General features: G+C 66.3%; 19 protein-coding genes. 11 read left to right on the top strand and 8 right to left on the bottom strand.

Annotated features, from left to right (window positions below; genetic code table 11):
• Positions 1–29: 29 nt before the first annotated feature.
• Positions 30–1,388 (top strand): DNA polymerase IV, encoded by a 1,359-nt coding sequence (locus SLQ30_RS00765; RefSeq protein ID WP_413467917.1) that lies wholly within the window; start codon positions 30–32, stop codon positions 1,386–1,388.
• On the opposite strand, the gene SLQ30_RS00760 is transcribed toward SLQ30_RS00765, so the two are convergent.
• On the bottom strand, positions 1,353–2,282 hold the full coding sequence (locus SLQ30_RS00760; protein ID WP_319444935.1) for an asparaginase: 930 nt from the start codon (positions 2,280–2,282) through the stop codon (positions 1,353–1,355). The genes SLQ30_RS00765 and SLQ30_RS00760 overlap by 36 nt on opposite strands.
• Before the next feature lie 112 nt (positions 2,283–2,394).
• Here SLQ30_RS00760 and lspA point away from each other — a divergent pair, with 112 nt between their 5' ends.
• The 7 genes from lspA (at position 2,395) to dnaE (ending at position 10,972) form a co-directional block, all read left to right on the top strand.
• Positions 2,395–3,075 (top strand): signal peptidase II, encoded by a 681-nt coding sequence (gene lspA / locus SLQ30_RS00755; RefSeq protein WP_319444934.1) that lies wholly within the window; start codon positions 2,395–2,397, stop codon positions 3,073–3,075.
• A gap of 11 nt (positions 3,076–3,086) precedes the next feature.
• Positions 3,087–4,001 carry an RluA family pseudouridine synthase gene (locus SLQ30_RS00750; protein WP_413467916.1) on the top strand — a complete coding sequence of 305 codons (915 nt, stop codon included), beginning with the start codon at positions 3,087–3,089 and terminating at the stop codon, positions 3,999–4,001.
• Between the two features lie 35 nt (positions 4,002–4,036).
• The gene (gene rarD / locus SLQ30_RS00745; protein WP_319445559.1) at positions 4,037–4,936 is read left to right on the top strand and encodes an EamA family transporter RarD; all 900 of its coding nucleotides are present in this window, start codon (positions 4,037–4,039) and stop codon (positions 4,934–4,936) included.
• A gap of 48 nt (positions 4,937–4,984) precedes the next feature.
• Entirely contained in the window at positions 4,985–5,362 is a 378-nt protein-coding gene (locus tag SLQ30_RS00740; protein WP_319444932.1) for a YciI family protein, read from the top strand.
• Between the two features lie 62 nt (positions 5,363–5,424).
• Positions 5,425–6,597 (top strand): RNA polymerase sigma factor, encoded by a 1,173-nt coding sequence (locus SLQ30_RS00735; protein WP_413467915.1) that lies wholly within the window; start codon positions 5,425–5,427, stop codon positions 6,595–6,597.
• A gap of 66 nt (positions 6,598–6,663) precedes the next feature.
• Positions 6,664–7,311 carry a TetR/AcrR family transcriptional regulator gene (locus SLQ30_RS00730; protein ID WP_319444930.1) on the top strand — a complete coding sequence of 216 codons (648 nt, stop codon included), beginning with the start codon at positions 6,664–6,666 and terminating at the stop codon, positions 7,309–7,311.
• A gap of 67 nt (positions 7,312–7,378) precedes the next feature.
• Entirely contained in the window at positions 7,379–10,972 is a 3,594-nt protein-coding gene (gene dnaE / locus SLQ30_RS00725) for a DNA polymerase III subunit alpha (protein ID WP_319444929.1), read from the top strand.
• Here dnaE and SLQ30_RS00720 read toward each other — a convergent pair.
• Both SLQ30_RS00720 and SLQ30_RS00715 read right to left on the bottom strand, forming a co-directional pair.
• The gene (locus SLQ30_RS00720; RefSeq protein ID WP_319444928.1) at positions 10,969–11,802 is read right to left on the bottom strand and encodes a class I SAM-dependent methyltransferase; all 834 of its coding nucleotides are present in this window, start codon (positions 11,800–11,802) and stop codon (positions 10,969–10,971) included. The two genes, dnaE and SLQ30_RS00720, sit on opposite strands and share 4 nt — an antisense overlap.
• A gap of 74 nt (positions 11,803–11,876) precedes the next feature.
• Positions 11,877–12,608 carry a hypothetical protein gene (locus tag SLQ30_RS00715; RefSeq protein WP_319444927.1) on the bottom strand — a complete coding sequence of 244 codons (732 nt, stop codon included), beginning with the start codon at positions 12,606–12,608 and terminating at the stop codon, positions 11,877–11,879.
• Positions 12,609–12,637: 29 nt separating this feature from the next.
• Here SLQ30_RS00715 and SLQ30_RS00710 point away from each other — a divergent pair, with 29 nt between their 5' ends.
• The gene (locus SLQ30_RS00710) at positions 12,638–13,039 is read left to right on the top strand and encodes an SRPBCC family protein (protein ID WP_319444926.1); all 402 of its coding nucleotides are present in this window, start codon (positions 12,638–12,640) and stop codon (positions 13,037–13,039) included.
• Here SLQ30_RS00710 and SLQ30_RS00705 read toward each other — a convergent pair.
• Complete coding sequence (locus SLQ30_RS00705) at positions 13,028–13,222, bottom strand: hypothetical protein (protein WP_319444925.1); 195 nt, start codon at positions 13,220–13,222, stop codon at positions 13,028–13,030. The two genes, SLQ30_RS00710 and SLQ30_RS00705, sit on opposite strands and share 12 nt — an antisense overlap.
• A gap of 99 nt (positions 13,223–13,321) precedes the next feature.
• On the opposite strand from SLQ30_RS00705, the gene SLQ30_RS00700 reads away from it, so the two are divergent.
• Positions 13,322–13,759 (top strand): nitroreductase family deazaflavin-dependent oxidoreductase, encoded by a 438-nt coding sequence (locus SLQ30_RS00700; protein ID WP_319444924.1) that lies wholly within the window; start codon positions 13,322–13,324, stop codon positions 13,757–13,759.
• 42 nt (positions 13,760–13,801) lie between these two features.
• Positions 13,802–15,103 (top strand): threonine ammonia-lyase IlvA, encoded by a 1,302-nt coding sequence (gene ilvA / locus SLQ30_RS00695; RefSeq protein WP_319444923.1) that lies wholly within the window; start codon positions 13,802–13,804, stop codon positions 15,101–15,103.
• Here ilvA and SLQ30_RS00690 read toward each other — a convergent pair.
• The 4 genes from SLQ30_RS00690 to efeU form a co-directional block, all read right to left on the bottom strand.
• The gene (locus SLQ30_RS00690) at positions 15,100–15,519 is read right to left on the bottom strand and encodes a hypothetical protein (RefSeq protein ID WP_319444922.1); all 420 of its coding nucleotides are present in this window, start codon (positions 15,517–15,519) and stop codon (positions 15,100–15,102) included. The two genes, ilvA and SLQ30_RS00690, sit on opposite strands and share 4 nt — an antisense overlap.
• A gap of 81 nt (positions 15,520–15,600) precedes the next feature.
• The gene (locus SLQ30_RS00685; RefSeq protein ID WP_319444921.1) at positions 15,601–16,884 is read right to left on the bottom strand and encodes a Dyp-type peroxidase; all 1,284 of its coding nucleotides are present in this window, start codon (positions 16,882–16,884) and stop codon (positions 15,601–15,603) included.
• Complete coding sequence (gene efeO / locus SLQ30_RS00680; RefSeq protein ID WP_319445558.1) at positions 16,884–18,116, bottom strand: iron uptake system protein EfeO; 1,233 nt, start codon at positions 18,114–18,116, stop codon at positions 16,884–16,886. The genes SLQ30_RS00685 and efeO overlap by 1 nt, the downstream gene beginning before the upstream one ends.
• Positions 18,106–19,710: an iron uptake transporter permease EfeU gene (gene efeU / locus SLQ30_RS00675; RefSeq protein ID WP_319445557.1), complete on the bottom strand. Its 1,605-nt coding sequence runs from the start codon at positions 19,708–19,710 to the stop codon at positions 18,106–18,108. Before efeU ends, efeO begins: the two co-directional genes overlap by 11 nt.
• Between the last annotated feature and the right edge of the window lie 138 nt (positions 19,711–19,848).

Below are 19,848 nucleotides of genomic sequence, written 5' to 3'. Positions count from 1 at the left end.
AGGCGCGACGGTGGGTGCTGCACTTCGACATGGACGCATTCTTCGCGTCGGTGGAGCAGCTCACCCGACCTACGCTGCGCGGCAGGCCGGTGCTGGTCGGTGGGCTCGGTGGTCGCGGTGTCGTCGCGGGCGCGAGCTATGAGGCTCGCGTCTTCGGCGCGCGCTCCGCAATGCCCATGCACCAGGCTCGCAGGCTGGTCGGTGCGCCCGCGGTGGTGCTGCCCCCGCGCGGCGCGGTGTACGGCATGGCCAGTGGCCGCGTGATGGACACGGTGCGGGCGTTGGTACCCGTGCTCGAGCAGTTGTCGTTCGACGAAGCGTTCGGTGAGCCCCTCGAGCTGGCCGGAGCCGACGCGCTCGACGTCGAACGGTTCTGCGAGGGCTTGCGCGCCAGGGTGCTCGACGAGACCGGCCTGGTGGCCTCGGTGGGGGCGGGCTCAGGCAAACAGCTGGCCAAGATCGCGTCCGGGCTGGCCAAACCCGACGGCATTCGCGTAGTTGGGCGCGATGAGGAACACGTGCTGCTGCCGGGACTTCCGGTACGCCGGTTGTGGGGGATCGGCCCGGTGGCCGAAGAGCGGCTGCACCGGCTCGGAATCGACACGGTCGGGGCGCTGGCGTCGTTGACGGACACAGAGGTTGCCGACGTGCTCGGTGCCACCCTCGGGCCTGCGTTGCACCGGCTGGCCAAGGGCATCGACGACCGTCCGGTGGCCGAGCGTGCGGGCAGTAAGCAGATCAGTGCGGAATCGACGTTCGCTGCGGATCTCACCACGCTGGATCAACTTCGCGACGCCGTCGGCCCCATCGGCGAGCACGCGCACCGGCGCCTGGAGCGCGACGGCCGCGGGGCCAGGACGGTCACCGTCAAGTTGAAGAAGTCCGACATGAGCACGCTGACGCGCTCTGCGACGCTGCCCTATGCCACGACTGACGTGTCGACGCTGCTCGGAACCGCGCGTCGACTGCTGCTCGATCCGGTCGACATCGGCCCGATTCGGCTTGTCGGCGTGGGCTTCTCGGGGTTTTCCGACGTCATGCAGGAGTCGCTCTTTCCCGATCTGGATCAGACGCTTGAAGCGTCGGACAGTCACGAGTCCGGGCCGGTGCCCGCGCCGGCGCCGGAGCCGGAGCCGGCCGGCTGGCGTGTCGGCGACGACGTCACCCACACCGAGTACGGGCACGGCTGGGTACAGGGGGCCGGTCACGGCGTGATGAGCGTGCGGTTCGAGACCCGCGCCAGCGGGCCCGGGGTGATGCGGACCTTCGCCGATGACAACCCGGAGGTGGGGAGGGGCGATCCGCTGGACAGCCTCGACTGGCCCGACTACGTGGCCGCCAGGGCCGAGCAGTCAGCCCCAGGTGCTGAGGACGTCGGCGACGGGTAATCCGCCGGCCAGGGCCGCCATCACGAGCACCCTGGCCTGCGCAGGCCGCAGCGTCGGCACCGTCACCGCACCGGCGTCGACCAGGGCGCGACCCGGTCCGTAACGCGCGGTCACGCGCGCGCCGGGGACTCTGGTCGAAATCGCCACCGCGACACCGGCGTGGCATGCCCGTCGAACTCCGTCGATCACGGCCAAGGAGGCATTCCCGGAGCCCACGGCCTCGAGCACGAGGCCGCGCGCTCCTGCGGCCACACATGCGTCCATGGCCACCGCGTCGCTGCCCGCATAGGCCGTCACGATGTCCACCCGGGGCGCGTTCGCCGCGGATGGATGGCCGAGTGACGGCCGGCGCTTGACCCCGTCGAATGCCACGTTCCCGTTGCTCGCCGAGCCCACGACGGACCCGCTGAACTGAGCTCCTGTCTTGGTCAGGCCCAGTGGCTGCCACACGGCGCCCGCGAAGCCGACCAACACGCCGAGCCCACGCGCCGCCGGGCTCGCCGCCACCGCCAGCGCATCGGCCAGATTGGCAGGCCCGTCGGGATCGGGTTCGTCGCTGCTGCGCATCGCCCCGGTCAGCACGACCGGAGCGGCGCCCGCGTAGCTCACGTCGAGCCAGAGCGCCGTCTCTTCCATGGTGTCGGTGCCGTGGGTGATGACCACACCGGTCGCGCCGGAGTCCACTGCGGCCAGCGCGGCGGCGCCGATACGATCCCAGTCCTCGAGGGTCAACTGGCTGCTGTCCACCGCCATGAGGTCGACGACGTCGAGGTCGTACGTTGAGTTCAGGCCCGCAACGAGGTCGTTGCCGGTCTGCGTAGGCCGCGCGACGCCGTCCGCGCCGGTGCTCGTAGCGATGGTCCCTCCGGTGGTGATCACGACGAGGCGGCTCATGCCGCGATTGTTCCCGATCGCGGATGATCGACGTGACGCGGGAAGGCGCTCGGCCGGGGACTGAGCTGGGGACGAAGAAGGAGACCGGGGGTGGTTGGTGGATGATGGACGGGTGACTGACGAATCCACCGACTCGGTCGAGGCGACGAAGACGGACGATTCAGCAGAATCGCAGCCGCGGCGTCGGCTGTGGCTGCTGGTCTCGATTGCCGTCACCGTGCTCGTGCTCGACGTCGTCACCAAGGCGCTGGCCGTCAAACTCCTGACGCCAAACCAACCGGTGTCGATCATCGGCGACACCGTGACCTGGACACTGGTCCGCAATCCCGGGGCGGCCTTCTCGCTGGCCGCCGGCTACACCCTGGTGCTGACGGTGATTGCAACCGGGGTGGTCGTCGGGATCGTGTGGATGGCGCCACGGTTGGTATCCCCGTGGTGGGCGTTGGGGCTGGGCATGATCCTGGGCGGTGCGCTCGGAAACTTGATGGACCGGTTCTTCCGGGGCCCCGCGCCGCTGCAGGGGCACGTCATCGACTTCGTGTCGATCGGCTGGTGGCCGGTGTTCAACGTCGCGGACCCCGCGGTGGTCGGTGGGGCGGCCCTGCTGGTGGGGTTGTCGTTCTTCGGTTATGACTTCGACACCGTCGGGCGACGCAGGGCAGACGACGTGTCGGCAGAACCCGAGCACGGGGATCCGGACGAGTCGTCGGCGGAGGTCGCGCCTGACCACGCGTCGGTGGACGCCAGCAACCCGAAGGCGTCGGAGTCCGAGTCGGAAAACAAGCCGGAGTGACGACCCGCTCGATGCCGGTCCCCGAGGGCCTGGCGGGCATGCGGGTGGACGCCGGGCTGGCCCGCCTGCTTGGGCTGTCCCGCACCGCGGCGGCAGCCATCGCCGAGGACGGTGGCGTCGATCTCGACGGGGCCCCCGCCGGAAAGTCCGACCGCCTTGCCGCCGGAGCCTGGCTCGAGGTTCGGTTGCCGGAACCGGCTGCGCCACTTGATAATCCGCCAGTCGACATCGAGGGCATGACCATCTTGTACTCGGACGCCGACATCGTGGCGGTCGACAAGCCCCCGGGCGTTGCGGCGCATGCGTCGGCGGGTTGGACGGGCCCGACCGTACTCGGCGGACTTGCCGCGGCCGGCTTCCGGATCACCACCTCGGGCGTGCACGAGCGACAGGGCATCGTGCAGCGGCTCGACGCCGGCACCTCTGGCGTGATGGTGGTGGCGATCTCCGAACGTGCCTACACCGTGCTCAAGCGCGCCTTCAAGCAGCGCACCGTCGACAAGCGCTATCACGCACTGGTGCAAGGCCATCCAGATCCGTCCAGCGGAACCATCGACGCGCCGATCGGACGCCACCGCGGCAACGACTGGAAGTTCGCGGTCACCGAACAGGGCAGACACAGCATCACGCACTACGACACCGTGGAGGCGTTCGTGGCAGCAAGCCTGCTCGACGTCCACCTGGAGACAGGGCGCACCCATCAGATCCGCGTGCACTTCTCGGCTCTGCATCACCCGTGTTGCGGAGACCTGACGTATGGAGCGGATCCGACGCTTGCGAAAAAGCTTGGGCTGGAACGCCAATGGCTGCACGCGCGGTCGTTGGCCTTCGCCCATCCTGCAGACGGACGGCGCATCGAGATCACCAGCCCGTATCCGGCTGATCTCCAGCATGCACTCGACGTGCTCCGCCACCACGAATCGTGAGCGGACAGACGCCCGCGGCTTCCCGACGCACCGGGGTGCTGCTCGGCGCCGGCGCGTTCACCTGGTGGGGGCTGTGCCCCGGGTACTTTCCGCTGCTGCTGCCAGCCGGTTCGATGGAGGTGTTGGCCCACCGCATCGTGTGGAGCGCGGTGAGCCTGCTGGGCGTGCTCGTCGTCGCGCGCCGCCTCGGCGACCTACGTCGGCTCAGCGCGCGCACCTGGCTGCAACTGGCGGCGGCGTCGTTGCTCATCTCGATCAACTGGGGCATATACATCTACGCCGCGACCCACGGACACGTCGTCGACGCGGCGCTGGGTTACTTCGTCAACCCGCTGTTGACCGTTGCGATCGGCGTGTTCGTGTTTCGAGAGCGCATCGGGCGGTGGCAGCTGATTGCGCTGGCATTGGCGGTCGTCGCGGTCGTGGTGTTGACCGTCGAAGTCGGTGAGCCGCCCTACCTCGCCGTGGCGCTGGCGCTGAGCTTCGCGCTGTACGGCGTAGTGAAGAAGGTCGTGGACGCAGATCCGCGCGTCAGCGTCGCCGTCGAGACGTTGATTGCCCTGCCGCTGGCGGTTGGCTATCTCGTCACCCTCGCGCTGCTCGGGCAGGGCCATTTCGTCGGTTACGGAAGCTGGCACACGGTGCTGCTGGTGATGGCCGGCCCGGTGACGGCGGTACCGCTGCTGCTCTTCGCCGCGGCGGCTCAGCGCCTGCCACTGGTCACCATTGGCTTGCTGTTCTATCTCAACCCTGGTCTACAGATGGCCTGGGGTGTGATGGTGGGGCACGAGCCGATGCCGGTGGGTCGGTGGGTCGGTTTCGGACTGATCTGGGTGGCGCTCGCCGTGATGACGGTGGGGTCGCTTCGACAGAAGCCCGAGGCCGATTTCGCCGACGATGTCGATTCGCCGGCATCCGAATCGTCATCACGGTGACAAGCTCGAGTCGGGCTTGCGACGAAACCACGACGTGAGGACGAGATCATGCGTTATTGCCTACTCATGCACTACCAGGAGGGTGCCTCGATCGGTTTGACCGAGGCGGACATGGCTCCGGCGATGGCCGCCTTCCAGGCCTATGCCGATGACCTGAACGCTGCCGGAGTACTCATAACCACCGAGGTGCTCGACTCGGTCGCGGCGACCACAACGGTGACCGCGCGCAACGGGACACCGGAGATTCAGGACGGACCGTTCGCAGACACGAAGGAGAAGCTCGGCGGCATCTTCGTCATCGAGGTTCCGGATCTGGACGAGGCGCTCACGTGGGCTCAGCGCAATCCGGCGACCGGCTGGGGGTCGATCGAGGTCCGCCCAGTGGGACGGACGTACTCCGCCGAGCGCGGGTGGTACTGCCCCTGACCACCGAACGGGAGCGGGTGGGCGAGCGGTTGGCAGAGGTCACCCGCGAGTCCCACGGGCGGTTGGTGGCGCTGCTGGCCGCTGCGAGTCGGGACATCGCGGCCGCCGAGGACGCACTTGCCGACGCCGTCGAGCGGGCCTTGCTGCGCTGGCCGGTCGACGGCGTCCCCGCGAACCCCGAGGCCTGGTTGCTCGTCGTCGCCCGCAATCGGCTGCGGGACCGTTGGAAGTCAACGGCTCACCGGACGAGCGTTCCCTTCGATGAAACCGATTGTGGTTCAACAGAATCCGCTGAGATCATGGACATTCCGGACCGTAGGCTCGCGTTGATGATGGTGTGCGCCCACCCCGCCATCGCGGCCTCGGTCCGCACCCCGCTGATGCTGCAGGTGGTGCTGGGGGTCGACGCCGCGGCCATCGCGGCGGCCTTTGCGGTTGAGCCAGCCGCGATGGCGCAACGCCTGGTGCGCGCAAAGAAGCGCATCCGCGACACGGGCATCCCGTTCGTCGTGCCCGAGCGAGAGCGGCTCGCCGAACGGCTTCCCGCGGTGCTCGAGGCGGTCTACGGGGCGTACGCCATCGATTGGCAGCTGGTGTCCTCACCGAACCCGATCGAGTCGCTGTCCGGCGAGGCGCTGCACCTTGCGCTGCTGTTGGCAGACCTGCTCCCAGATGAGCCGGAAGTGCTCGGACTGGCGGCGCTGGTGTGCCTCTCGGAGTCGCGACGGCCGGCGCGGAGCGCCGACGACGGTCGTTTCGTGCCGCTCGACGAGCAGGACCCCGCGCGATGGGATGGCGCGCTGCGCTTCCGGGGCGAACGTCTTCTGACCCGGGCTCACGGCTACGGACGACCCGGCCGATTTCAGTACGAAGCGGCGATTCAGTCCGTGCACTGCAGTCGAGCCCGTCCGGGTCCGCTCGACGCCGACCGCACGCGCACCCTGCGCACGCTGCATCGAGCCTTGCTGGCGGAATCGACGTCCCTCGGTGCCGCGGTGGCGCTCGCCGCGCTCGACGGCGACCTCGACGGACCGGAGTCCGGGTTGCGGGCACTTGATGCCCAAGGGGCCGCCATCGCAAACTTCCAACCCGCCGTGGTGGTTCGGGCGCATTTGCTCGCCGCCGCGGGTCGGTGGGACGATGCGGTGGAGTGCTACCGGCGTGCGATCGAATTGACTTCGAGCCCGTGGGTGGCCGAATATCTCGAGCAACGTTTGCGGGATGACCCTGGTTGACCACTTTGTAGCAATGCAATAGAGTTTGCTAAGCGGGGCCTTGTCACCCGCGTGTGAGGTCTGAAGATGCCGCAAATCGATCGTCGTTCGCTGGCCACTGGTCGGCGCAGAGGTCGGCCCGTCGGCTCGGATTCGGCCGAGACGCGCAACCACATTCTGCAGGCTGCCCGCCACGTCATCATCGAGCGGGGCTATCAGGCTGCGACGTTCCAGGCCATCGCGGTCACCGCCGGACTCAGCCGGCCCACCCTGCACTATTACTTCGCCAACCGTGAACAGATCTTCCGGACGCTCGTCACCGAGGCCAGCACGCTTCTGACGGATTGCATTGCCAAGGCACAAGAGCACGAATCGCTGGTTGCGCAACTGTCGGCACTCGTCGAGGCCATCGGCGCAGCCGAACGTCGCGATCGATCGACCTCGGCGTTCCTCGTGAGCGCACGCCTCGAAGCCAAACGCAACCCCGAGCTTGTGTACGACAGCGGCGCCGACTTGCGAGTGTTTCTCACCAAGCTGGTCACTGACGCGAGCGTGCGCGGCGAACTTCGCCCAGGCACGGACCCCGCGCCCGTCGTCGACATGGTGCAGTCGATGCTGTGGGGAATCGGGGTCTATTCCGGTTTCGTCGAGGACGCCGCGGACATGGATTTGGTAACCAAGCAACTGATCAAACTGTTCTCGCATGGCTTGCTGAGCGACGTGCCGGTGTCCTGAGGCTTCTGGCGACACGGACGGCGACACGCCGAGCGCTGTCGGGGCGCCGCAATACACTGGCCTCCCTATGGCTGATCCATCTGCTCTTCGCGCCAGCGCTCAGAGTTCGTCTGCTCTTCGCGCAGGCGCTCATCGCGGCACGAGCTTCGTGCACCTCCACAACCACACCGAATACTCGATGCTGGACGGCGCCGCGAAGGTCAAACCGATGCTCGCCGAGGCGCAGCGGCTGGAGATGCCCGCGATAGGCATGACCGACCACGGAAACATGTTCGGCGCCAGCGAGTTCTACAACGCCGCAACCGATGTGGGCATCACGCCGATCATCGGCGTGGAGGCGTACATAGCTCCCGGCTCCCGGTTCGACACCAAGCGCATCCTCTGGGGCGATCCTGGTCAGAAGGGCGACGACGTCTCGGCGAGCGGCGCCTACACGCACATGACGATGGTCGCGGAGAACGCGACCGGGCTGCGGAACCTGTTCAAGCTCACGTCGCTGGCGTCGTTCGAGGGCCAGCTGGGCAAGTGGAACCGCATGGACGTCGAGATCATCGCCGAGAACTCGGCGGGCATCATCGCCACCACCGGATGTCCATCCGGCGAGGTGCAGACCCGGCTGCGGCTGGGCCACCAGCAGGAAGCGCTGGAAGCGGCCGCCAAGTGGCGCGAGATCTTCGGTCCGGAGAACTACTTCCTGGAACTGATGGATCACGGCATCGAGATCGAGCGCCGGGTTCGCGAGGGCCTGCTCGAGGTCGGCCGCAAGCTGGGCATCCCGCCGCTGGCCACCAACGACTGCCACTACGTCACGCGGGAGGCCTCGCGTAACCACGAAGCGTTGCTCTGCGTGCAGACGGGCAAGACGCTCTCGGACCCCACCCGCTTCAAGTTCGACGGCGACGGTTACTACCTCAAGTCGGCCGCCGACATGCGTGCCATGTGGGACGCCGAGGTGCCGGGAGCGTGTGATTCGACGCTGTTGATCGCCGAGCGCGTGCAGTCCTACGCCGAGGTGTGGGCACCCAAGGACCGGATGCCGATCTTCCCGGTGCCCGAGGGCCACGACCAGGCGTCGTGGCTGAGGCACGAGGTGGCGCTTGGGCTGGGGCGGCGATTCCCCGCAGGCGCTCCCGACGACTACGTGCAGCGGGCCGAGTACGAGATCGAAGTCATCTGCGACAAGGGCTACCCGTCGTACTTCCTGATCGTGGCGGACCTGATCAACTACGCCCGGTCGGTCGACATTCGGGTGGGCCCAGGCCGTGGTTCGGCCGCCGGATCGTTGGTGGCCTACGCGCTCGGCATCACCAACATCGACCCGATTACCTACGGGCTGCTGTTCGAGCGGTTCCTCAACCCCGAACGTGCGTCGATGCCCGACATCGACATCGACTTCGACGACCGCCGCCGCGGCGAAATGCTCCGCTATGCCGCGAACAAATGGGGCAGTGATCGCGTCGCCCAGGTCATCACCTTCGGCACCATCAAGACCAAAGCGGCGCTGAAGGATTCGGCACGGGTCAACTACGGCCAACCCGGTTTCGCCATCGCCGACCGCATCACCAAGGCGCTCCCGCCGGCCGTCATGGCCAAGGACATCCCGCTGTCCGGGATCACCGATCCCACCCATGAGCGGTACAAGGAAGCCGTCGAAGTTCGCAACCTGATCGACAGCGATCCGGACGTGCGGACCATCTACGAGACCGCGCGCGGCCTCGAGGGGCTGGTTCGCAACGCGGGCGTGCACGCGTGCGCGGTGATCATGAGTTCCGAACCGCTCATCGACGCCATCCCGTTGTGGCGGCGACCGCAGGACGGCGCCGTCATCACCGGCTGGGACTATCCGTCGTGCGAGGCCATCGGCCTGCTGAAGATGGACTTCCTCGGGTTGCGGAACCTGACGATCATCGGCGACTGCATCGAGAACATCAACGCCAACAGGGGAATCGAACTCGACCTCGAGTCGGTGCCCCTCGATGACCCTGCGGCCTACGAACTCCTGTCGCGTGGCGACACGCTCGGGGTGTTCCAGCTCGACGGCGGGCCGATGCGCGATCTACTGCGTCGCATGCAGCCCACCGGTTTCGAGGACGTGGTTGCCGTCATCGCGCTGTACCGCCCCGGTCCGATGGGCATGAACGCCCACAACGACTACGCGGACCGCAAGAACGCTCGCCAGGCGATCAAGCCGATCCACCCGGAGCTCGAAGAGCCACTCAAGGAGATCCTGTCCGAGACGTACGGCCTGATCGTGTACCAAGAGCAGATCATGCGCATCGCGCAGAAGGTCGCCAGTTACTCGCTCGCCCGAGCCGACATCCTGCGCAAGGCGATGGGCAAGAAGAAGCGCGAAGTGCTCGAGAAGGAGTTCGAGGGCTTCTCCGACGGCATGAAGTCCAACGGGTTCTCGGCCGCGGCCATCAAAGCACTCTGGGACACGGTGCTCCCGTTCGCCGACTACGCATTCAACAAGTCACACGCAGCCGGATACGGGTTGGTGTCCTACTGGACGGCCTACCTCAAGGCGAACTTCCCTGCCGAGTACATGGCGGGCCTGCTCACGTCCGTTGGCGACGACAAGGACAAGGCTGCGGTCTACCTTGCGGATTGTCGCAGGCTCGGAATCACGGTGCTGCCGCCCGACGTCAACGAATCCGTGCTGAACTTCACCTCGGTGGGTACGGACATCCGGTTCGGCCTGGGCGCGGTACGTAACGTTGGCGCGAACGTCGTTGCCTCCCTTATCAATACCCGCACCGAGAAGAGCAAGTACGCGGACTTCTCCGACTACTTGAACAAGATCGACGTCACCGCGTGCAACAAGAAGGTGACGGAGTCGCTGATCAAGGCGGGTGCGTTCGATTCGCTCGGGCACACCCGCAAGGGGCTGTTTCTGATCCACACCGACGCGGTCGATTCGGTGCTTGGCACCAAGAAGGCCGAGGCGATGGGTCAGTTCGACCTCTTCGGCGGGGCCGACACCGCGACCGATGCCGTGTTCACCATCAAGGTGCCCGACGACGAGTGGGACGACAAGCACAAGCTCGCGTTGGAGCGAGAGATGCTGGGCCTGTACGTATCCGGGCATCCGCTCAACGGCGTTGCTCATCTGCTCGCGGCCCAGGTGGACAGCCACATTCCGGCCATCCTCAACGGCGACGTGCCCAATGATTCCCAGGTCCGCGTCGGCGGCATCCTCGCCGGGGTCAACCGACGGGTGAACAAGAATGGGATGCCTTGGGCGTCAGCACAGTTGGAAGACCTGACGGGCGGCATCGAGGTGATGTTCTTCCCGCACACCTATTCGACGTTCGGGGCCGAGATCGCCGATGACGCAGTCGTCGTGATCAGCGCCAAGGTCAGCGCACGCGACGACCGGATCTCGCTGATCGCCAATGACCTCATCGTGCCAGACTTCTCGAGCGCCCAGGTCGACAGGCCGTTGGCGGTGAGTCTGCCGACGCGCCAGTGCACGGTCGAGAAGGTCACTGCGCTCAAGCAGGTACTCGCGAATCACCCGGGCACCGCACTCGTTCATCTGCGGCTCGTCAGCGGGGACCGCATCACCACGCTGGAACTCGACCAGGCCCTCCGCGTCACGACGTCGTCGGCCCTGATGGGCGATCTCAAGGCGCTGTTGGGTCCGGGCTGCCTCGGTTAGAACACGTAGCGCAGGATTCGGGCCTTGCGCGCGCCGGCCTTCGTCGCACCCGTGAGGCGGGTGGCAACCCGTAGCGCGGGTGGGAACAGGTCCACCTCGGGTTGTGTGGTCAGGCTGGTCTCCTCGACCAGGAGCATCCGCGGGTTCCACGATTGAGGATGGTGGGCATCCTTGAAGCCTGGATAACCCCATTGACTACCGACGTCTTTGAACATCTTCTGTGGGAACACCTTGATCGCCATGCGGCTGATCGGCCCGATGCGCCCGTAGTCGTTGAACGCCAATTCGCCGGAGCCGAAATGTTCGGTGATGCGCCGGAAGATGCCGACGATCGCCGATTCGGTCAGGAACGCGAACAAGCCGTCGGCAACGAGGATCGTCGGGCGGTCGGCTGGGATCGATTCCGGCCAAGATGGATCCGACAGTGAAATCGGCACCGAATGGGACTGCGTGGCCACGGGCAGCGCCTGAGCTCGGACGCGGAGGATTCCGGGGAGGTCGACGCTGTACCAGTCGACAGACGGCGGCGGCGCGACCCGGTAGAAGCCGCTGTCCAAGCCCGCGCCGAGGTCGACGACCACGGCTTCGGGGTGCTTGCCGACGAAGTGCCGCACCCGGTCGTCGAGCATCTTCGCTCGAAGTGCGGTCTGGCACACGACGCTGGTTTGCACTCCGAGCCCGGCGAAGTCGTAGTCGATCTTGTTGACCACCTCGCTGGCCAGCGCGTCGCCGAGGATCGGCCGAGTCCGCTGACTGTCGAGTGCCCTGGCGTATTCAGTGAGGAACGCGGTCTGCTCGACGGGGCTTAGGTCTGTTGCGGTAATCCCCACGACTATCGAACCCACTTCCTTGCATGCGCCATGTTCGGGCCAAAATATTCAACCCCTGCGATTACCCGCGCCGCTCAAGCCAAAACATTCACTGCCCTTGCGATTACGAGCGCCAGCGTCGACATGGACACCATGGACTGCACCGTCATCATGGCCTTGGCCCAACGGGACAGCGGCATGGTGTCGGTAGGCGAGAACGCGACCACGTTGGTGAAGCTCACGTAGAGGTAGTCGACGAATGTCGGCCGCCAGTCGGGCCTGGCGTTGGCCGGGTCGGACATCTGCGGGAACAGGAAGTCCGGGTAGGGCTTTTCCCCAGCCCGACGAGCGAACGGTCCACCGCGGTCGAGTTCCCAGTACCAGATGCCGAACGCGATGACGTTGGTGATGAAGATCGCCGCTCCGCTACCCAGGAGGACGGCCGGGTTGTTGCTGACTTCGCCAGTGAGGATCCGATAGTCCAGCACCACCGCCGAAGCGGTGTTGTCGAGTGTGATCGCTGCGGTGAGCACCAGGCTCGCCCACTTGCCGACGGTGGTGCGCCGAGAAAGGGTCACCGGATTGATCGCCAGCAGGACCACAAGCAGCAGCAGTTCGAGCGTGATCAAGGGCCACCGCGGAACCACGGTGTACTGCACGGGTATCGCGCGTTGCAGGACGATCACCGCGACGATGGCGACGACAGCGGGCAGCCGATTCTCCGCAGCGCCGGGCTTCAGCCAGGACGGGACGTGCCTTTCGGCGTTGGAGGCGATGCGTTCGGCCCGGTGTACGAACTGTTGAACGGGATCGGGAGTGTCGGCCATCAGCCAAGTCTGTGCGCCACCATGGAGTAATGGACGACGACACGACTGTGGATTCGCTGGAAACGTCTCGACACCTGAGCGTGTGGATCGAAGCCGCGCCCGAGGCGGTGTATGCCTTTGCCTCGAATCCTGCCGAGTTGGTGCGCTGGGCGGCCGGCTTGGCGGATCCGACGCTGGCCGATGCCGACGTCGAGTTCGCGGCCCCAAATGACTTTGGCGTGCTGGATCACGTCGTGCGGTTGCCGACCGGGGAGGCCGTCTACAACCCGATGCGGGTGATACCTGCAGGTCCGAGTGCATCGAGATGCGAGGTGGTGTTCACGCTGCGTAGGCGCCCGGAAATGACGAACGATGAGTTCGAGGCGGATGCAGCGGCGGTCGCTGCCGATCTGGAGACGCTGCGCGGGTTGGTCGAGGGACTAGCGCGCTGACGAGCTGAAGATGCTCAGCGCCAGCCAGACCACGGTTCCTGCCGCGAAAGCCGCGACGACAGCCGGTCCAGTGCCTGCGGCGATGCCGACCACGGCGAGCACCAGCACCCCGACCGCGAGCGCGATCAGCTTGTAGAGCGGCCACGGAACCCCCGCAATCCGCACCTCAGTGGGTGTCGTCATGAGTTTGACGATAGCTCGTATCCAAGATTTCGGTCAACCGAAACGCCGGATTGGGATCATCCTCTTTAGAGCGCCCTCGAGGCGGCCTAGGCTGGCGTCATGCCGCTCACTGGAGACTATGAACCAAGCACGTCGGACTGGGCCCGCGAGAACGCCGAGACGTATATGGAGTCCGGCGGGGAGAAGGGCACCGAGCTCAAGGGCAGGCCGGTCATCCTGCTCACCACCGTCGGCGCCAAGACGGGCAAGATCCGCAAGACCCCGTTGATGCGGGTCGAACACGATGGCGAGTACGCCGTCGTCGCGTCGCTGGGCGGGGCCCCGAAGAACCCGGTCTGGTACTACAACATCGTCGCGAACCCTCGGGTCGAGTTGCAGGACGGAACGGACACCAAGGATTACGACTCGCGCGAGGTCTTCGGTGACGAAAAAGCCGCGTGGTGGGAACGTGCCGTCGCGACCTGGCCGGACTACGCCGAGTACCAGACCAAGACCGACCGGCAGATCCCGGTGTTCGTGCTCACCCCGGTGAGTTAAACCGGTTTTCCCAAACGGGGAGGCCAGTGGCACCATTGACCGGTGTCCGCCGACCTGAGCCAGAGCTCCCGTATGAGTTCCGCCGCGCCCCTTCGGGCCGCCGACGTCGACGAGGCCGCTCAGCGAATTTCGGCGGTCGTGGCGCCCAGCCCTCTTCAGTTCAGCGATCGACTGTCGGCGCTGACGGGAGCGCAGGTCTACCTCAAGCGTGAAGACTTGCAGGCGGTGCGTTCGTACAAGCTCCGTGGCGCCTTCAACCTCATGATGCAGCTGTCCAAGGAAGAGGCCGCCGCCGGTGTGGTCTGCTCGTCCGCAGGCAACCACGCTCAGGGGTTTGCGCTTGCGTGCCGCTCGATGGGAATCCACGGCCGCGTCTACGTACCGGCCAAGACGCCGAAGCAGAAGCGGGACCGGATCCGCTACCACGGCGGTGAGTTCATCGAACTGATCGTGGGCGGCAAGACCTACGACATTGCGGCGGCCGCGGCGCTCGACGACGTCGCGCGCACCGGTTCGACCTTGGTGCCGCCATATGACGACGTGCGCACGATGGCGGGCCAGGGCACCATCGCCGTCGAGCTGCTTGACCAATTGGACGCCGAACCCGACCTGGTGATCGTGCCCGTCGGGGGCGGCGGCTGCATCAGCGGCATCACGACGTATCTAGCGGAGCGCACCACCAATACCTCAGTGCTCGGGGTTGAGCCGGCAGGTGCTGCGGCCATGGTTGCCGCGCTGGCCACCGGGGCGCCGGTCACACTCGAGGACGTCGACCAGTTCGTCGACGGAGCGGCGGTCGCGCGTGCTGGTGCCATGCCGTATGCGGCGCTGGCCGCGGCGGGTGACATGGTGTCGATGACGACCATCGACGAAGGGGCCGTCTGCACGGCGATGCTCGATCTGTACCAGAACGAGGGCATCATCGCCGAACCCGCTGGGGCGTTGTCGGTGGCGGCGCTGATGGATGCCTCCTCGGAAGGGGCGATCGAGCCGGGGTCGACGGTGGTGTGCCTGATTTCGGGTGGGAACAACGACGTCTCGCGATACGGCGAGGTGCTCGAGCGTTCGCTGGTACACCTCGGCCTGAAGCATTACTTCCTGGTGGACTTCCCTCAGGAGCCGGGCGCGTTGCGCCGATTCCTTGATGGAGTGCTGGGACCCAACGACGACATCACGCTCTTCGAGTACGTCAAGCGCAACAATCGTGAGACCGGAGAGGCGTTGGTCGGCATCGAAATGGGTTCCGCCACGGACCTCGACGGCCTGCTGACGCGCATGCGAACCTCGGACTGTCACGTCGAACTGCTCGAGCCGGGTTCGCCGACCTACCGCTATCTCACCTAAGCCGAGAGCGCCACCACCGCTTCGTCGTTCGCGCGGAAGATGGGCTCGAGCGGCACGTCGAGGCTGTTCGCGGTCCGGGTGAGTGCGACGCCCCACCTGCGGTCGGCCTCGGACACGCCGCCGCGGCCAGGGCGCGTGAGTAGCAGTGCGACCGTGCTGCCCGCTTCGAGGTCGTCGAGCAGCGTGCACAGCGCGAGCATCAGGGTCTCGATGAGTTTGGGATCCGGAACGACCCCGATCGGCACCTCGCTGAGCACCTTGACTAGACGGCGATCGGGGCCGACGAACGCGAACCTGAGCAGCCGCTCGCCGAAACCGAGTTGGCCCATCAAGGCGCGCCATCGCTGGTGCAGGTCGGCGGGGGAGCCGATGGGGTCGGTGGCGGATTCGACGGGTGGGATGGGAAGCAGAGTCATGACCAAATGGTCTGCGGCTGCGAAGAATCGAGCAATCAACCATCCACAGCCGGGGCCGCTGTGGACGAGCGCTTGACAAATTCAGCTGAACAAGGGCTGGCCGATGTAGTGCCCCTCCTCGGGCGCAGGGGGGATGACGAAGATCGCCGAGCCGATGTGCCGGACGTATTCGTTGAGCAGATCGTGGGCGCCGAGCCGATTCTGGATGGTCATGAAGTGGCGCGGATCGTTCTGGTACGAGACGAACAAGAGCCCGGCGTTGAGCTGACCGTTGTCGTCGAGTCCGTCGGTGTAGTTGTAGGACCGGCGGCGGATCATGATGCCGTCGTTGTGCTCGTGGGCGGCCAGTGCCACGTGCGACAGTGGGTCGATCACCACGTCGCCCGCGGCGTCCCGAGCCGCGAAGTCGGGGGTGTCGAACTCGGCGTTGCCGGTTAGTGGAGCCCCGTTCTCCTTGTGCCTGCCGAAGATTCGCTGCTGATTGCCGACGCGGTCGGTGTCCCAGGTCTCCATCAGCATGCGAATCTTGCGCACCACCTGATAGGTGCCGCCGTCCAGCCAGGGCTGGTCTCCGCCATTGATCCACACGAAGCGGGCGTAGTCGTCGTCGGTGGCGATGTTGCGGGTTCCGTCCTTGAAGCCCAATAAGTTTCGCGGTGTCTGCTGACCGGGACCGGCCGATGCGCGGCCGAACCCGAGTACGGCCCAACTCGGGTAGACGATGCTGCGGCCGAGCCGGGCCAAGTTGCGCACCGCGTGATAACAGACCTGCGGGTCGTCGGCGCACGCCTGGACGCTGAGATCACCTCCGGTCAACTTGGGATCCAGCTCGTCGCCGTTGAGCCTGGGCATTTCGCTAAACAGTGCTGGCCGGTGTCCGGCAAGGCCGAATCGGTCACCGAACACCTGCGGTCCAAGGCCGACCGTCACGGTGAGGCTGGCGGGGCTCAGCCCGAAGACCTCACCGGTGTCAGTCGGTGGCTGTACCTCGTTGGCGGGCGCAACCGCACCGATGGGCTTGCCTTGCTGGAGCACGGCGGCGGCGGCGGACCACCGGGCCAGCAGGCTCTGCAGTGTTCGACGGTCCGCGGAGTCGGTGAAGCGGAAGGTCATCAGCACGCAGTGGCGCTGTGGCTCGGTGGCCACCCCGCCCTGGTGGGTCTGACCGTAGAACGGGTGGCTGGCCGACAGGTCGACGACGTCGTCACCGTCGTTCGGGTCGGGTTTCAGCGCCCACGCCGTCGCGCTTCCCGCCGCGGCACCGACGGCGACGCCGCCCACTCCGGCCAGCAGCGCTCCGGTGAGCATGCCGCGCCGGGACACCCCCGCCGAAGCGGGAGTGTCCGGTCCAACGTGCGCTGGCATCAATGCGCCGCAACGACTTTCTGCGCCACCGTGGACAGGCTCTCGTGCAGCGGTTGGATCACCGCCGTCAGCTTGGGCGCATCGGTCGCGCGCAACTGCGGCGTCCACACCTTGTAGCCACCTGGCGCCGTCGGATCCCGGTAGCCGTCGAGCGCGGTCAACACGGCCTGGAACTGCTGATCGAGTTGGGTCACCAGGTTGGCGTCGATCTTCTGCAGGCCCGGCCGCAGGGCCGCGTAAGCCTGTTGCGCGCCTTCGACATTGCCTGCGAAGTCGATGAGGTCGATATGGCTGAAGGCCTCTTCCTCACCGGTGATCTTGGTGTTCTGCACCTCTTCGATGAGGTCGGCGGCGCCGTTGGCCAAATCTTCCGGCTTGTACTGCAGCGGACCGACGATTCCGACGAGCTTGCCGACGTTGCCAACCAGTTCGGTGCTGAGCGTCTTGGTGGCCGGCGTTATCGCGTTGCCCTGGTAGAGGTCTCGCTCTATGGCGTGGAAGCCCTTCCAGCCCACCTTCGCGTCCACCGGCGTTGACTCGCGCATGTCGATCAGGTAGTCGAGGTTGCCCGCGTTGTCATCGACCGCGAAGCCCGGAAGCACGAAGCCGTCGACGTTCGACTCGGACCGCTCGTAGAAGGGTCGTGTCTTCGTGTATTCGACCTTGGCCTGCTCGACATTTCCGGCCTGGACGGCGGCGTCGAGGGCTTTGACGCCCGCATTGAGTTGGTTGACTTGGTCGACTACGTACGCGGCGTAGCTCTTGGTGCCGTCGGCCATGATGGTTTGCACCGTGCCGGTCGGGACGGCAGCGGCCTGGCCGGTCACCGTGAAATCGACGTACTCGCTGCCTGCACCGGGGCAGTACACCTTGTACGCACCGCCATCGAGCGTCGCCGTGAAGGAGACAGGATCCAGTCCGGGAGCGAGGTTCTCCTTCTCGCCAACGATGCGCTGGTCCTTGATCAACTCCAGCTCCGTGATGCCCGGTGCGTTGGTGTTGGTGACCGTGAAGGTGACCGGACCGGCTGCCACGCTCGAGGTGTCGAGCTTGCAGGTGTCCTTGCCGTCTCCGCCGTCGTTGGTCATCGTGACGTTGACGGTGTTGATGCCGCCTGCGCTTGATGCCGCCGTGGTGCCCGTTGCCGTACTGCCGTGCGATCCGCAACCGCTGAGCGCCAGTGCGGCGGCAGCGGCAAGCGCGGGCGCGCTCAGCAGGAAGCTACGCGACATTGATCTCGTCGGCACGGGCGGTCTCGTCGTCGTGGCCATTGTCATGGTTATTGTGTTGCCTTTCTTCACTTGTGGGGGAACTGCGGCCGGTCCGCACTGCAATGACGGCCGTGACGGCCGCCGCGGCGGCCAGCAGAATCGGGAGCCAGCTTCGCCAGAGCGCACGTTCGGCATGGTCTTGGCCGCTGCGGGCGATCGTCGCGGCCACCGCGTGGTCGTCGGCGGGGGTAGTCGCCCAATCGTCGCCGAGGGTGCCGAGACTGACGGTCTTCGAGCCGCTGATGCCGCCGCCACTGAGCACGGCCACGCGGTTGCCGTCTGACTGTGCACTGATCAGCGAATTGCCATGGGTGACAACGTTGTATGAGGTCGTCGCGGTCCAGCGCGCCTGAAACGGGCCTGGTGCTCGCGCGGTACCGAGCCCGACCGGCAGCCGCCCACCGGTGAGGTCGGCGAGCTGCTTGAGCGTGGCGGTCGGCGCGGTGATCTTCGGATCCGTCTCGACCTGTGTCTGCCACACCTGGGCCTCGACACCGTCGACCGATTGAGTGCCCGCGGGTGTGAGCGGGATCGCTTGGTTCGCCTCGACTTCCAAGCTTGCCGACCCGCCATGTGGGGTGAACGTGACGGTCACGGTGCCGCCGTCGACGCGCGTCGCGGTACGCGATGGGCCTGGTGGCGCGAGGCCCTCGGCAGGAACCAGCAGCACCAGTGCCAGCGCCGCGGCGGTCAGCACGGCCGCGACGCCGGCGAGCAGCTTGCGACGGGCGCTTGGCGCGGCGGCCAGCGTCGCAGGCCACAGGAAGATCACCAGCACCGGGAGTGCGTACAGCAGCCAGCCCAGTACTTCGATGAGTCGCGGATCGCTTGGGATGCCGAACATCCCCGTAATGAGTGCGCCGACAATGGATCTCGACGGCATCCAAGACGAGAAGTCGAACACTTGCCGCTGGCCGATGTTCACCCAGCCGGCCTCGTGTGCGGTGCGCAGTGCGCCGGTGACCAAACCCGCGGCGATGAAGATTAGAAATACCCCGGTGATCTGGAAGAACCGACCCAGATTGAGCTTGAGCCCACCGAAGTAGATGCCGATGCCGATGCCGATCGCCACCGCAATGCCTGCCAGGCCGCCGAGCAGCGCCGCCCACCGGCTTCCGTGCGTGGCCTGCGCTGCGGCCAGCAGGAACACCGCGGTCTCGAAGCCTTCCTTGAGTACGGCCAAAAACGCCATCGTGGCGAGCGCCATCGAACCGCCGCTGTTGATCGCCCGGGCTGCCTCGTGTTCCAGTTCGCCCTTGAGTCCGAAGGCGTTCCGGTTCATCCAGATGATCATCGTCGTCACGAAGACCACGGCCACCAGGCCGATGACGGTTTCGAGCATCTCCTGCTGACGTTGGGGCAGCGACGTCGACAACACGTCGAGGCCGACACCCACGATGACGCTCGCCGCGACTGCCAGGCCGACGCCGACCATCATCGGCCGAACCGATTTGCCGTTCCGGCCGAGGAACGTCGCGATGATGCTGACGATGAGCGTTGCCTCGAGGCCTTCACGGAGGCCGATGAGGAAGGTGCCCGCGAAGATGCCTTGCAGGATCGTTCCTCTCGCAGTGCCCGGTAACCGGGCGGACTACGGAGAGGCTAGGCTAACCTGACTGACGCAAGCCATCCCTGGACGGCGATGCACAGCAGATTCGCAGGGGCCGTGCATGATTCGGGCAGGAGATGCACC

The sequence above is a fragment of the Mycobacterium sp. RTGN4 genome, assembly GCF_033804635.1.
Taxonomy (GTDB): domain Bacteria; phylum Actinomycetota; class Actinomycetes; order Mycobacteriales; family Mycobacteriaceae; genus Mycobacterium.
Note: the sequence above shows the minus strand (reverse complement) of the source record. Positions and strands in the feature narration are given on the sequence as shown.

Coding starts and splice junctions, on each gene's coding strand:
- SLQ30_RS00765 (WP_413467917.1), top strand. CDS start 30: ATGGACGCATTCTTCGCGTCGGTGGAGCAGCTCACCCGACCTACGCTG.
- SLQ30_RS00760 (WP_319444935.1), bottom strand. CDS start 2,282: ATGAGCCGCCTCGTCGTGATCACCACCGGAGGGACCATCGCTACGAGC.
- SLQ30_RS00750 (WP_413467916.1), top strand. CDS start 3,087: ATGCCGGTCCCCGAGGGCCTGGCGGGCATGCGGGTGGACGCCGGGCTG.
- SLQ30_RS00740 (WP_319444932.1), top strand. CDS start 4,985: ATGCGTTATTGCCTACTCATGCACTACCAGGAGGGTGCCTCGATCGGT.
- SLQ30_RS00730 (WP_319444930.1), top strand. CDS start 6,664: ATGCCGCAAATCGATCGTCGTTCGCTGGCCACTGGTCGGCGCAGAGGT.
- dnaE (WP_319444929.1), top strand. CDS start 7,379: ATGGCTGATCCATCTGCTCTTCGCGCCAGCGCTCAGAGTTCGTCTGCT.
- SLQ30_RS00715 (WP_319444927.1), bottom strand. CDS start 12,608: ATGGCCGACACTCCCGATCCCGTTCAACAGTTCGTACACCGGGCCGAA.
- SLQ30_RS00710 (WP_319444926.1), top strand. CDS start 12,638: ATGGACGACGACACGACTGTGGATTCGCTGGAAACGTCTCGACACCTG.
- SLQ30_RS00705 (WP_319444925.1), bottom strand. CDS start 13,222: ATGACGACACCCACTGAGGTGCGGATTGCGGGGGTTCCGTGGCCGCTC.
- SLQ30_RS00700 (WP_319444924.1), top strand. CDS start 13,322: ATGCCGCTCACTGGAGACTATGAACCAAGCACGTCGGACTGGGCCCGC.
- SLQ30_RS00690 (WP_319444922.1), bottom strand. CDS start 15,519: ATGACTCTGCTTCCCATCCCACCCGTCGAATCCGCCACCGACCCCATC.
- SLQ30_RS00685 (WP_319444921.1), bottom strand. CDS start 16,884: ATGCCAGCGCACGTTGGACCGGACACTCCCGCTTCGGCGGGGGTGTCC.
- efeO (WP_319445558.1), bottom strand. CDS start 18,116: ATGTCGCGTAGCTTCCTGCTGAGCGCGCCCGCGCTTGCCGCTGCCGCC.